Below are 13,205 nucleotides of genomic sequence, written 5' to 3'. Positions count from 1 at the left end.
TACAGCTAACATTTACTTGACCGAACCTTCCGATAAGCCTCCGGCGATTTTGTTTTGAATAAAGCAGAAGAACAGCACCGACGGCACAACGACTAATACCGACGCCGCCATCATGTCGCCCCAATCGAGAATTTCCGCGCCGTTCAGCGAGCGCAAAGCGACCGCAACCGTCATTTTGCTGGTGTCATTGACCAAAATCAGGGCATACAAGAACTCGTTCCACGCATTGATAAAGGTATAAATCGCGGTTGCCACAATGCCCGGTGCCACCAGCGGCAATACGATTTTAAAAAACACGGTAAATTTATTCGCCCCGTCAATCCGTGCCGCCTCTTCGATTTCAATCGGCACGGTACGGAAAAAGCCGACCAACAGCCAAACCGCATACGGCACGCTGAACGAGAGATAGACGATAATCAACCCGGTGGTGGTGTTGGTTAATCCGACTTTCGCCATCGCAATCGAATAAGGAATGGCGAGCAAAATCGGCGGAAAAATATAGGTTGTCACCAATAATTTCGACATAATCGCGCCCAGTTTCGGGAAAAAGCGCACAATGCCGTATGCTGCCATCGAGGAGATAATAATCGCAATCAAGGTGGTCACCAGCGCGATAAACAAGCTGTTTTTAATATTGACGGCAAAATTTAGGTTATTAATGACATTATCGAAGTAATCCAAGGTCAGCACTTTCGGCCAGAAACGGGTCGGATCGCCGGTGAGCTCGCCTTTGCCTTTAATCGAGGAAATCACAATCCAGACTAACGGGAAAATCGCGACGAGGGTTGAAACCGCCAAGAACGCGTGCGACAACAGATCGCCTAAAATTGATTTTTTCTTTTTCATTGCTTATTCCCCCTCTTTTTCCCAACGGTTAATCACTTTGAAATAGATAAAGCAAATTAACAGCAGGAAGATAAACAGCAGCACGGTGACGGCGGAAGAACGCCCTAACAGTTTGGTGCCCCAGCCCATGTTGTAGGCGTAAATCGGTAAGGTCATGGTGGAATTGGCAGGACCGCCGCCGGTGATTAAATAGATGATGTCGAAGTTGTTGAACACCCACACCGTTCTCAGCACCACCAATAAACCGATCACCACTTTGATATGCGGCAGCGTGATATGGCGGAATACCTGCCAAGCATTGGCGCCGTCGATTTTTGCCGCTTCATACTGCTCTGCCGGCACGGTTTGCAGCGCAGAAAGCACATTCACCATAATCAACGGTGCGCCGAACCAAATATTGATAAAAACCAAGCTGACGAATGCCCAAGTGCTGTCGGAGAGGAAATTCGGCGCAATATCCATCAAACCCAGCTTGACGATCATATTCGGCAAATAGCCGTAAACGCCGTTTAAAATCCACTGCCAAGAAAAGGCGATGACAATGGTCGGGAACGCCCACGGAATAATCAGCAAAATTTTGTATAGCCATTGCAAATGACGGATACGATGTAATGCCATTGCCAGTGCAAAACCCATTAATACTTGCCCGACCAGCGACAACACCGTCCATTTAATCGAATTGAGAAATGCCCACCAAAAATTGGGATCATTCAATACTGCGCTATAGTTAGCAAAACCGACAAAGGTATAGGACGGCATTACCAGATTTTTATTGGTGAAACTATAAAAAATACTGGAGAGAAACGGATAAACAAACAGTGCCGAAACTACAATCATTGCCGGCAGCACAAAGATCCAGCGTGTGTAGCTTTTTTGAAACATAAGTAGCCCCCTTTCCTGTCACGTTAGGACTGGAAATCAGATTAAGGAACGGTGATGAAGGTGGGTTGGAGCAGACCGAAGCCCGCCCCTCCCCGGAGCGTCTATTGTGCCGTCACCGTGGCAAACAGCTCATTGAGTTGTTTTTCTGCTTTTTGTGCCGCCACCATCGGATCCGTACCATGGGTTACAATCTCTTGGAACATGGCTTCAATGATATGTTGGTTGGTCAGTAAACCGCCCTGCACGCTCGGCCCATGTTCATAACCGATTGCCGTGCCGGTTTTGACCGCACTTTCAATCACCTGTTCCGCATGGGCAAACTGTTTAATTATCGGATTGTCTTTGTACGCCGGATCATCCGAAATTCCGCTGATCGCCGGCAGCATGCCGACCGGCACCGAGCTTAGGAACTGGATATAACGATCTTTTTGATACAAGGTTTCGATAAAGGCCTTGCTGATTTCGGGATGTTTACTGTTTTTCCAAACGACCAGTGGAATATTGGAGGTTTCAATGCCGTAATCCGGATCGCCTGCATTGATTTTCGGGATTGGATAAGCGTCGATCTCGCCTAATAATTGCGGTGAATTCGCCCGAACGCCGCCGATTTGGAAGCCGGAATTGAAATCAAATGCGGTTCTGCCTTGATAATACAGCGTTGCCTGTTGCAACACATTGTAATTAATCGAATCTTTCGGCGAGGTTTCATGATACATTTTCACCCAATATTTGATCCCGTCTTGCACCAGCGGACTGGTCAAATCCACTTTCAATTCAGGCGTTAATAAACTACCGCCGCCACTTTTGACATAAAAATTCAGGAAGCGGGTTGCCATAAAATCATTCGTTCCCATCGGCACCGACAGCCCATACACGCCGTCTTTGGTCAAGGTTTTGGCGGCATGATAGAGCTCATCCCAAGTGCGCGGAACTTGCAGATTGTTTTGTGCTAACAAGTCCTTACGAATCCACATTACCTGTGCGTGCGAATAGAGTGGAATCGAGTAGTTATGATTCTCAAGCGTGCCTTCGTTAATCGCCGCCGCAGAAAACTTGTCCCGTCCGATGGTGTCGATTAAATCGTTTACCGGCTGCAACGCACCGACATTGATCATTTCCACCACCTGATTCGGCAGTGCGGTACTCATATCCGGCACATTGCCGGAAGCCAGACCGGTGGTCCATTTGGTATAGAAGTCATTCCAAGAAAAGGTTTCGATCTTGATTTTGACTTGCGGATGTTGCTGCATAAAATCATTCGCCGCCGCTTGAATCACTTCCAAACGCGGGCCTTGGGTGAACGAATGCCACACCGTGATATTACCCGCCAATTCGCCATTGTTTGCCATCGGCGCCGCACTGTCGCCGGCTGCGGTTTTGTTATCGTCGCAAGCGCTTAACATAAAGGCGGCAAGCACAACCGAAGCAGCTGCCGTGATGATTTTTCTGAATCTCATAAAATACTCCTTATCAATAAATCATGATTGGTTATAAGAGCGATTGCTCGGTTTGCGGATCAAAAAAATGTGCCCGTTTCATATCGAACGCCAAACTGATGTTTTCGTCCATTTTGATCTGCTGGCGCGAATGTACCACCGCTTTAATCGCCTGCTTGCCGATGGCGGTATGTACGATATATTCCGCCCCCAACAGTTCGGCGACATGCACCGGCGAGGTTATCATCGCTTTTTGATAACTGCCCAACAGCAACGGTTCATTGGAAATATTTTCCGGACGGATACCGAGAATCACCGCTTTACCAACCGCACTTTGCGCTTTCAACTGTCGGTATATCTCCTCCGGAATCCATAGACGCTGATGATCTTCGGTAATAAAAAAACCATCCTCGATTTTGCCGTGGATAAAATTCATGGTCGGCGAGCCGATAAAGCCGGCAACAAACAGATTATCCGGATGATCGTAAATCGCTTTCGGCGAACCGATTTGTTTCACCACCCCGGCGTTCATCACCACAATCCGATCCGCCATCGTCATCGCTTCGGTTTGATCGTGGGTGACATACACCGTGGTGGCGTTCAGTTGTTTATGAATGCGGATAATTTCCGCGCGCATATTGCTGCGCAGCTTGGCATCCAGATTGGACAACGGCTCATCCATTAAAAACACTTTCGGCGAACGTACAATCGTCCGCCCAAGGGCAACCCGTTGCCGCTGTCCGCCGGACAAGGCTTTCGGTTTGCGATCCAGTAATTGCTCTAAGCCCAAAATGGCGGCGGCTTCTCTCACTTTGCGATCAATCTCCGCTTTCGACATTTTGCGCAACTTCAATGCAAACGCCATGTTGTCGTAGACACTCATATGCGGATACAGCGCATAGGATTGAAACACCATCGCGATATCGCGATCTTTGGCTTCGACTGCATTAACCAAGCGATCATCGATATAAAATTCACCTTCGGAAATATCTTCCAAACCGGCAATCATGCGCAAAGTCGTCGACTTACCGCAACCGGAAGGACCGACTAATGCAATAAATTCTTTATCAGCGACTTCCAAGTTGAAATCCTGTACCGCCTCAAAACCGTTGTTATAACGTTTGTAAATATGATTTAATGCTAGCGTTGCCATTGGGTTTCCTTTATTCGTGTATTTATTCACTCTTTTTCTGACAAAAGCAGAAAGATGGTTTAAGATAAATCCAAAAACATAAGACATCATACATCTAAATTTGCTTAGACATATGATGTCTTATGTTAGCGAAAAATAAAACGATCTCGATCACAATTTTAACAATTGATTGCAAATAATTTGAGGCCCCGATGATCGCACCTTCTCTATTTACGATGGTCTATGTTCTGCTGATGGGTATCGGATTTCCGATTATGCGCTATATGAGCCTACAGTTTGAGACCATCAATAACAATGCGGTTCGTTTTCTCTCCGGCGGACTATTCCTCCTCTTCATCGTGCTCTTCAAATTTCGCCATGAATGGCAAAAAATAGGCAAAGCCCCGCAATTTATGCTCGGCTTGCTCTTGTTAGCGCTATTTATGAGCGGCAATATGTACTTTTTTATCAACGGAATCCAAGCAACATCCGCCTTAACCGGCAGTATTTTTGGCGTATTAGCCATGCCGCTTGCGATTTTTATTGCGGCAATTTTTTATGCCGATGAACGGCAGCGCTTGAAAAACCGCACTTTTTACCTTGGCGCGCTGTCGGCAATAATCGGTTCGTTCTTATTCATTTTTTATGCCGGGCGCCACGATAACAGCAGCGACTTTATTCGCGGCGCTATTTTCCTGAGTATCGCAATCCTGATCCAATCCCTACAAAATTTAATCGTTAAACGCCTCGCCAAACACTTGCATACCCTGGTGATCAGCGCCATGACCGCAATGCTGTCCGGTTTGATTTTTTTATCTATCGCAGTGTACAGCGGCAAAATTGTTGAACTTGGGCACGTGAGCGGAGGGTTATTGTCCGGGTTGGCGTTGTCAGGGATTTACGGCATTCTGATCGGCATGCTCATGGCATTCTATATCATGCAGCAACAAGGCATTGTTGCTTTCAATATGATTCAATTGCTGGTTCCGATTTCCGCGGCAGTGATGGCTTATTTATTATTAGACGAAACGCTTAATTTTTATCAAATGCTCGCTGCCGTCATTGTGATCGTCGGTTGTGCCGTCGCATTAAAAAAGCAAAAGGGATAAAGCGGATGATTATTCTACTACCAGTGGCAATATTAACCTGACAATGCACATAAAATGTTTTAATATCGACGATAAACATAAGACATCATATATCTATCCCAACGATAGAACATTTTCTGAAAATGAAAAAATTAACCAAAAAAGCGGCAACCTTAGCACTACAAGAAAAAATCAAGCAGCTGATTTTAGACAACCAGCTAAAGCCGGGCGATTTAATGCCCACGGAAAATGAGTTGATTGAATTGCTCGGCGTAAGCCGTTCCAGCTTACGCGAAGCGATCAAGTCATTGGAAGCATTGCATATTTTGGATATCCATCACGGCATAGGAACCTTTGTCGGCGAGTCTTCTTTAGTGCCGATGATTCGCGGACTGGCGTTTCATGCGCAATTACACCTACATAACGACATCAAATGCTTATTGGATATTCTTGATGTGCGTGAAATTCTCCAATACGGTTTTGCCCCGATTGCGCTGGCAAAAATCAGCGATCAACAAGTTGAGCAATTGCAAAGTTTGGTCGCCGCGATTGAAGCGAATGCCCGCGTCGCCGCCTTTTCCGATGAAGAAGAGCGGCAAATTCATTTATTGGTTTATCAAGCGGTCGAAAATCATCTGCTGTCGCAATATCTCGACGCATTTTGGCAGATTTATCAGCTATTAGAACATGAATTACCACCGAATACCGTTGCCGCTTCGACGATCGCCATGCAATACCGCGAATGGGTGGATGCGATTGAAGCACGCGATCTGGAAAGAGTGCAACACGCCATTTTGGTTTACTTTCAACGAATCAGACAACGTTTAACCACAAAGGAAGCATAAGCATATGAACACCCTTAACATCGCTTTGGTCGGTTGCGGATTTTTTGGGCAGCAACTGGCGTTGGCATTTCAGCAGTGCGGTGCAAAAATCGTCGGCGTGACCGACATCAACCACCAATTAGCCGCTAATTTAGCCGACAAATTAACCTGTAATGCTTACCTGAACTGTGAAGACATGTTGGCAAGCCAACACCTTGATCTGGTGCTGATCGCCACTTACAATTCGGCACATCGCGCCGTTGCCGAAGCGGCATTAAATGCAGGAAGTGCGGTATTTATCGAAACCCCGTTTGCAACCCGGATCGAGGATTGCCGGCGCATTTTACAACACGCCGAGCAAGTCAAACAGCCGGTATTTATCGGTCATGTCTTGCGTACGCTGCCCGGCTTGCTGAAAGCAAAACAGCTGATCGACGAAAATGCCTTGGGCAAAATCACCGTTGCGCGCGCCAACCGCCAGCGGTGGATTGATTCGGCACGCGATAAAGATTGGTGGAAAAACGATATCAACCTCACCGGCGGCAAGTTATTACATGAAATCCATGAACTGGATTTGCTGTGCTGGCTATTGGGCGAAGTCGATTCGGTCTATGCCCAATCCAGCAATCGCGCCCATCCCGACACGCCGGACAATCACGATATTATCCAATTGCTAATGCAATTTAAAAGCGGCGTATTCGGTTCGTTGGAAATGGGCACCGCCTACCGCTTACATGAATGGGGCATTGCGATTCACGGCGAACTGGGATCACTGGTGGTGAATTTTTTCACCTCGACCCTGACACTCTCCTTTGCCGACGGACATCGCCGGCAGTTTAATCTATACGATGAATTCGAGGCTGATCTCTCGATGCGCGAAAACGGCAAAAGCATACAAAAATATAATCAAATCAATGGGCTGTGCCCTTTTTGGTTAAGCCGTGCCGTTGAAATCGAAGCCTTAAGCGTGATAAACCACCTCCGGCAGCAACAAGCCAGCGTATTAAACCACAGCCCAATGCGTGCGGTCTGCGTCGCCGTTGCCGCCAAACGTTCGATTCACGAAAAAGCTTTAATTAAGGTCGAATATTAAGTGAATTTCGACTTGATTCGCATTTTACTTAACCGCACTTTTTAGTAGAATCCCCCCGACTTCCACCACAAAGGGCAAAATATTATCGAAACATGGCAGCGCGGGTTTGTGTTGCACCGCAGACCCTATAACGAAACCAGTCTGTTGGTCGATCTTTTCACCGAAGAGAGCGGGCGTTTGACCGTGCTGGCAAAAGGCGCGCGCGCCAAACGCTCGACGCTGAAAAGCCTGCTGCAACCGTTCACGCCATTACTGTTGCGTTGGTCGGGACGCGGCGGGCTGAAAATCCTGACCAAAGCCGAAGCCGCTTCGCTGGCGTTGCCGTTGCAGCATACCGCACTTTACAGTGCCTTTTACATCAATGAGTTAATTTGCCGGGTGATTGAAAACGAAACCGCTTATCCGCAACTGTTTCAAGATTATCTCGCTTGCCTGACCGCACTTGCGCTCAATCAACAGCAAGTCGAACCGCCATTGCGTAAATTTGAATTTCAGCTGTTGCAAACATTAGGCTACGGTGTGGATTTTTTGCATTGCGCCGGTTCGGGCTTGCCGGTTGCGCCGGAGATGAGCTATCAATATCGCGCCGAGCAAGGCTTTATCGCTTCGTTAATCAAAAACAATCAAACCTTTTACGGCGACGAACTGTTGGCATTTGCGGCGTTGGAATTTGAACAGAAACACATTCTGCAAGCGGCAAAACGCTTCACCCGCATTGCCCTCAAACCCTACATCGGCAGCCAACCCCTGAAAAGCCGCGAGCTGTTTCAAGGGGTTTTACCGGGTAAAATGAAAGGCTAAGTTAGCCTTTCGCACGCAGATTAAACTCCGCCAACGCTTGGTCAAATTGTTCGGCAACGGCGCTATCTTCAGCAGAAAACAGCGATGAGGTAATGGTGATGAAAGAGCAGATTAAAAAGCCCGGAATAATTTCATACAGTTTCGCCAGATCCGTCCAACCGAGATACTGCATTAACGGGCTCCAAGCCACCACGGTCACTGCCCCGGAAAGCATGCCCCACAGGGCGGCGGACGAGGTGATATTACGGTTAAACAGCGATAAAATCACCACCGGTCCGAATGCGGCGCCGAAGCCTGCCCAGGCATAAGACACCAGCTTCATCACGCCGGAAGAGGGGTCTTGCGCGATAAGAATCGCAACGGCGGCAATCACCAACACCATCAAACGCCCGACCCAGACCAGCTCATTGCTGGAGGCGGTTTTGCGCAGAAACCCTTTATAGAAATCTTCCGTTACCGCCGCAGAACACATTAATAATTGTGCGGATAAGGTGCTCATCACTGCCGCTAAAATAGCTGACAACACCACACCGACAATCCAAGGATTAAACATCAAACGGGATAATTCGATAAACACCGATTCTGCATTATTTAATACGATTTGATTGGCACTAAAATATGCCAAGCCGAAATAACCGACCGCCACCGCGCCGCCAAGACACAAAAACATCCAAGTAATCCCGATTCTGCGCGCATTTTGCAACGATTGCACCGAGTCCGCCGCCATAAACCGGGCTAAAATATGCGGCTGTCCGAAATAGCCCAAGCCCCAAGCCAGCGCCGAGATCACGCCGATACCGGAAACATTGTGCAGCCAGTTGGCATATGGAATACCGGTCATTTCCGATTTTACGGTTAATGCCAAATTGATGTCTTCCCAGGTTAAATGCAGCAACACCATCACCGGCGCCAACAATAGGGCGAAAATCATTAACGTGGCTTGAATGGTATCGCTCCAAGAGACCGCCAAATAGCCGCCGATAAAAGTGTAGGTGATGGTTGCCAACGCGCCCAGCCAAAGTGCGGTCGAATAATCCAGCCCCAGCAGGCTTTGAAACAATTTTGCGCCGGCAACGACACCGGAAGCGCAATAGATGGTGAAGAAAAACAAAATAATCGAAGAGGAGATGATTTTCAGCGCTTTCTTTTGTTGCGGGAAACGCTGGGCAAAAAATGCCGGCAAGGTGAGCGCATTTTTATATTTTTCGGTAAAAATCCGCAAGCGGCCTGCCACCACCCGATAATTCAAATAAGCGCCGATCGTCAAACCGACGGCGATCCAAGCCTCCGACAAACCGGATAAAAAGATCGCCCCGGGCAAGCCCATCAGCAACCAGCCGGACATATCGGAAGCGCCGGCGGACATTGCCGTAACGAAGCTGCCCATTTTGCGCCCGCCTAAAATGTAGTCGTCAAAATTTTGTGTGGAACGGTAGGCATAAATGCCTATCCCCAAAATAATCAGCAGATATAACCCGAACGTAGTATAAATTTGATAGTTTTGCATGGTTCTTCCTATAAGGTTATTGTTCTTGTGTTGCCATCAAAGAGGCATTTCCGCCGGCTGCGGTGGTGTTTTCACTGCGCGAAAATTCATCGTAAAGCGGCATAATGTCCTGTGTTTGCCGCCAATCGTAACATTTAAAAATAACGTCACGGCTTTGCTGCAAAGCCAAGCGTTGCGCTGCGCTCAACGGCGCTAAAAACACGCCTTTTTGACAATCTTTCCACTGCGCGGCAATCCGTACGCCGCTTTCTTGCGACTGCGCCAACGGATGCGACGGTTCGACCACAATCGAGAACCCGTGCGCCCGTAGCTTCGCCGCCGCCTGTTGCGCCGCTTGAAGATCGCCGTTTAAAATCGCCACCTCGCCGCTAAAATAAGCCAGCGTATTTTCTTCGCCGGTAATACTGTCGAGTTGCGGTGTAGCATGACGCAAGTTTTTTTCATCCCCGAAACGGCTGTAGTAATCGGTTGTGCGGGTCAGGCGCTGCAAATAAAATTCGCCGCCGGCTTTCGGACCGGTGCCGGACAAGCCGTGTCCGCCGAACGGCTGCACGCCGACCACCGCACCGACAATGTTACGGTTTACATAAAAATTCCCGCACTCGAGATGACTTTCGACAAAATCAATCTGCTTGCGGATTCGGCTATGGCAACCGCCGGTCAACGCATATCCTTTTGCATTTACCGCCTGCAACTGCTGCGCCAACTGCGCTTTACGGTAAGGCACGATATGCAAAATCGGGCCGAACACTTCCCGTTGCAGCTGTTGCAAATCATCCAGCAGGTAGATCGCCGGTGCGACATAGTGGGCTTGTGTTTGCTCTTCGGTTTTATCCGCACTTTCCAATTCGGTATAACGGCGCGCAAGCCCGCGCATTTTGGCTTTGTGCGCCAACAGATTCCGCTTGGCCTCCTCATCAATCACCGGTCCGATATCGGTAGCCAACAAGGCGGGATTGCCCAGTGTCAGTTCTTGCAATGCCTGTGCCAACATCGTGTAGAGTTTATCCGCCACTTCTTGCTGTAACAACAACACGCGCAATGCGGAACAACGCTGTCCGGCGGAATCGAAAGCCGAACTCAATACGTCCGCCACCACTTGCTCGGACAACGCCGACGAGTCCGCCACCAAAACATTTTGTCCGCCTGTTTCGGCGATTAACACCGGTTCGTTTTCGGCTTGGGCGCACTGTTCGGCAATCAGTTTGGCGACTTCGCTCGAGCCGGTGAAGACGATCGAATCAAACGGCAGCTTGACCAACGCCGCACCGACATCGCCTGCGCCCAAGATCAGCTGTAAGGCGCTGCGTGGTAAACCGGCTTGATAAAACAAGTTGACCGCGGCATAGGCAATTAAAGACGTTTGCTCCGCCGGTTTGGCGATCACCGCATTACCGGCAGCGAGGGCGGCGGCAATTTGCCCGGTAAAAATAGCCAACGGAAAATTCCACGGCGAAATGCAAAGTGCGGTTCCCCTTGGCGGCGCCAGCCTGCCGCGTTGCTGCAAATCGTCTAACTGAGCGGCGTAATAACGCAGGAAATCAATCGCTTCACGTAATTCGGCAATGGCATTCGGCAAGGTTTTGCCAGCCTCCAAAACCGCCAGTTTCATCAATAAGCCGTGATGTTGCTGATACAAATCCGCCGTTTTACGCAAAATCTCTGCACGCCGTACCGCACTTTGCGTTTGCCATTCGCTCTGTCGGGCGGCGTTGAAAACCGGTTCGAGATAATCGGGGGCGAAAAACGCCACCTCGGCAACCACTTGGTTCAGATCCGCCGGATTGCGCACCGGGTGCGGCGTTAAATGGCAGGCTTCGCTGTCCACCGCCGATAGCGATCTTGCGTTGGCAATCTGCGCTTGATTAAGCGCCTGCTCCAACTTATCCAATTCCAATTCATTGGTGAGATCAAAACCCGACGAGTTGAGCCGATCGGCAAACAGCGCCGACGGCGCACGCACCGCCCTGTTTTCCTCTCCTTGCGAAACGGCGTAATGTTGCCAAGGCGGTGTCATCAATTGTGCCGCCGGTATGCTTTCGTCGACCAATTGGTGCACAAACGAGGAGTTCGCCCCGTTTTCCAGCAAACGGCGCACCAAATACGCCAGCAAGGTTTCGTGCGTGCCGACCGGCGCATAAATCCGAACCAGCCGGTTGAAATCCTGTCGGTTGATCAGTTGGTCGTATAACGTTTCGCCCATGCCGTGCAGACATTGAAATTCATACCGCTTGTCGCGCCCCAATTCGTAAACCGTACACAGCGTTTGCACATTGTGGGTCGCAAACTGCGGATAAACCACATCTTGCGCCGCCAGCAATTTCTGCGCGCAAGCCAAATAGGCAATATCGGTGTGGTTTTTCCGGGTATAAAGCGGAAAGCCGTCCAAGCCGTCGGCTTGCGCCCATTTAATTTCACTGTCCCAATACGCCCCTTTTACCAAACGGATCATTAAATAAGCCGATTTTTCCCTCGCCAGCGCAATCAGATAATCGATCACATAAGGGCAGCGTTTAGAATACGCCTGCACCACAAAACCAATGCCGCGATAACCTTTCAGCTCCGGTTCGTCGAGCAGTTTTTCGACCAGATCCAGTGACAACTCCAGCCGGCTTGCCTCTTCGGCATCGATATTCACGCTGATGTTGTACTGCTTTGCCAACAAGTATAGCCGTTTCAGTTTGGGATAAAGCTCCGCCATCACCCGATCATATTGCGCGCGGCTGTAGCGCGGATGAATCGCCGATAACTTAACCGAAACGCTGTTCGCCCGGTAGATATCGCTATGCGCCTCTTTGCCGACGGTTTCAATCGCGGCTAAGTAGTCTTGGAAATAGCGCTCGGCATCCGCTTGGGTCAGCGCCGCTTCGCCCAACATATCGAAAGAGAAGCCGTATCCTTTCTCCGTACGCTTTTTCGTACGGTTTAACGCCTCTTGGATATTAATGCCGGTGACAAACTGCTCCCCCAGCACTTTCATCGCCTGCACCATCGCCAACCTCATCATCGGCGCAGAAAAACGGGCGAAGCTGCGGGTCAAGGCGCCGGACAACGTTTCCGGATCAAAAGAGCGGCTTAAATTTTTACCGAGCAGCAGCCCGTAACTGGCGGCATTGATGAAAAAAGAGGAGGATTTGCCGATATGCGCGCGCCAATCGCCTTCTTTTAACTTATCGTGAATCAATTCGTCACGGGTTTGATTGTCGGGAATCCGCAGCAAGGCTTCCGCCAGACACATCAACGCTATTCCCTCTTCGTCACCCAACGAAAACTCTTTCATCAGCGCATCTACGCCGTACTCTTTTTTCTTGATATTTCGCACACGGTTGATCAGATCAATGCCGTTTTGCCTGATCCGCTCTTGCTGTTCGGCGCTGAAAACCAAGGTTTTTTGTAACGCAGCGACGGCATCTTTTTCATTAATCCGATAGTGTTTGCTGATATTTTGACGTGACGGGGGGTAATGTTTGGCGAGATGAAATTGCATGGCACAGCCTCTTTGTTAAATAATTATTAAAAATTAGCAAAAAAAACGTTGCTCGCAAATCCCATTATCATCGTTTTGTGAAACCAATCACTGTTTTCTTGATTATTCT

Annotated in this window: 10 protein-coding genes; 4 read left to right on the top strand and 6 right to left on the bottom strand. The window is 49.0% G+C overall.

The genetic code is table 11. The annotated features are described in order from the left end of the window. Positions 1 to 12 precede the first annotated feature (12 nt). From ACWA5Z_RS05990 to ACWA5Z_RS05975, 4 genes are all read right to left on the bottom strand, one after another. A complete protein-coding gene (locus ACWA5Z_RS05990; protein ID WP_431050710.1) occupies positions 13 to 846 on the bottom strand; it encodes a carbohydrate ABC transporter permease in 834 nt (277 codons plus the stop codon). A 3-nt stretch (positions 847 to 849) separates the two neighbouring features. Then, entirely contained in the window at positions 850 to 1,728 is an 879-nt protein-coding gene (locus ACWA5Z_RS05985; RefSeq protein ID WP_431050708.1) for a carbohydrate ABC transporter permease, read from the bottom strand. A gap of 101 nt (positions 1,729 to 1,829) precedes the next feature. Continuing rightward, entirely contained in the window at positions 1,830 to 3,185 is a 1,356-nt protein-coding gene (locus ACWA5Z_RS05980) for an ABC transporter substrate-binding protein (protein ID WP_431050706.1), read from the bottom strand. A gap of 31 nt (positions 3,186 to 3,216) precedes the next feature. Continuing rightward, on the bottom strand, positions 3,217 to 4,317 hold the full coding sequence (locus ACWA5Z_RS05975) for an ABC transporter ATP-binding protein (RefSeq protein WP_431050704.1): 1,101 nt from the start codon (positions 4,315 to 4,317) through the stop codon (positions 3,217 to 3,219). A 191-nt stretch (positions 4,318 to 4,508) separates the two neighbouring features. Between ACWA5Z_RS05975 and ACWA5Z_RS05970 the strand changes: the two genes are divergently transcribed. From ACWA5Z_RS05970 to recO, 4 genes are all read left to right on the top strand, one after another. Then, entirely contained in the window at positions 4,509 to 5,405 is an 897-nt protein-coding gene (locus ACWA5Z_RS05970) for a DMT family transporter (RefSeq protein ID WP_431050702.1), read from the top strand. Positions 5,406 to 5,527: 122 nt separating this feature from the next. Next, complete coding sequence (locus tag ACWA5Z_RS05965; RefSeq protein ID WP_431050700.1) at positions 5,528 to 6,229, top strand: FadR/GntR family transcriptional regulator; 702 nt, start codon at positions 5,528 to 5,530, stop codon at positions 6,227 to 6,229. 4 nt (positions 6,230 to 6,233) lie between these two features. Further along, positions 6,234 to 7,301, top strand: coding sequence for a Gfo/Idh/MocA family protein (locus ACWA5Z_RS05960; protein ID WP_431050698.1), 1,068 nt, complete (start codon positions 6,234 to 6,236; stop codon positions 7,299 to 7,301). An 81-nt stretch (positions 7,302 to 7,382) separates the two neighbouring features. Then, positions 7,383 to 8,102 carry a DNA repair protein RecO gene (gene recO / locus ACWA5Z_RS05955; RefSeq protein ID WP_431054303.1) on the top strand — a complete coding sequence of 240 codons (720 nt, stop codon included), beginning with the start codon at positions 7,383 to 7,385 and terminating at the stop codon, positions 8,100 to 8,102. Between the two features lies 1 nt (position 8,103). Here recO and putP read toward each other — a convergent pair whose 3' ends face one another. Both putP and putA read right to left on the bottom strand, forming a co-directional pair. Next, a complete protein-coding gene (gene putP / locus ACWA5Z_RS05950) occupies positions 8,104 to 9,609 on the bottom strand; it encodes a sodium/proline symporter PutP (RefSeq protein ID WP_431050696.1) in 1,506 nt (501 codons plus the stop codon). Between the two features lie 16 nt (positions 9,610 to 9,625). Continuing rightward, positions 9,626 to 13,096 (bottom strand): bifunctional proline dehydrogenase/L-glutamate gamma-semialdehyde dehydrogenase PutA, encoded by a 3,471-nt coding sequence (gene putA, locus ACWA5Z_RS05945; RefSeq protein ID WP_431050694.1) that lies wholly within the window; start codon positions 13,094 to 13,096, stop codon positions 9,626 to 9,628. Between the last annotated feature and the right edge of the window lie 109 nt (positions 13,097 to 13,205).

It is taken from the genome of Testudinibacter sp. P80/BLE/0925 (genome assembly GCF_053570785.1).
The sequence above is the reverse complement of the archived record's forward strand: the minus strand, read 5'-3'. Positions and strand labels throughout refer to the sequence as shown.

Coding starts and splice junctions, on each gene's coding strand:
- putA (WP_431050694.1), bottom strand. CDS start 13,096: ATGCAATTTCATCTCGCCAAACATTACCCCCCGTCACGTCAAAATATC.
- ACWA5Z_RS05970 (WP_431050702.1), top strand. CDS start 4,509: ATGATCGCACCTTCTCTATTTACGATGGTCTATGTTCTGCTGATGGGT.
- putP (WP_431050696.1), bottom strand. CDS start 9,609: ATGCAAAACTATCAAATTTATACTACGTTCGGGTTATATCTGCTGATT.
- ACWA5Z_RS05975 (WP_431050704.1), bottom strand. CDS start 4,317: ATGGCAACGCTAGCATTAAATCATATTTACAAACGTTATAACAACGGT.
- ACWA5Z_RS05980 (WP_431050706.1), bottom strand. CDS start 3,185: ATGAGATTCAGAAAAATCATCACGGCAGCTGCTTCGGTTGTGCTTGCC.
- ACWA5Z_RS05965 (WP_431050700.1), top strand. CDS start 5,528: ATGAAAAAATTAACCAAAAAAGCGGCAACCTTAGCACTACAAGAAAAA.
- ACWA5Z_RS05990 (WP_431050710.1), bottom strand. CDS start 846: ATGAAAAAGAAAAAATCAATTTTAGGCGATCTGTTGTCGCACGCGTTC.
- ACWA5Z_RS05985 (WP_431050708.1), bottom strand. CDS start 1,728: ATGTTTCAAAAAAGCTACACACGCTGGATCTTTGTGCTGCCGGCAATG.
- ACWA5Z_RS05960 (WP_431050698.1), top strand. CDS start 6,234: ATGAACACCCTTAACATCGCTTTGGTCGGTTGCGGATTTTTTGGGCAG.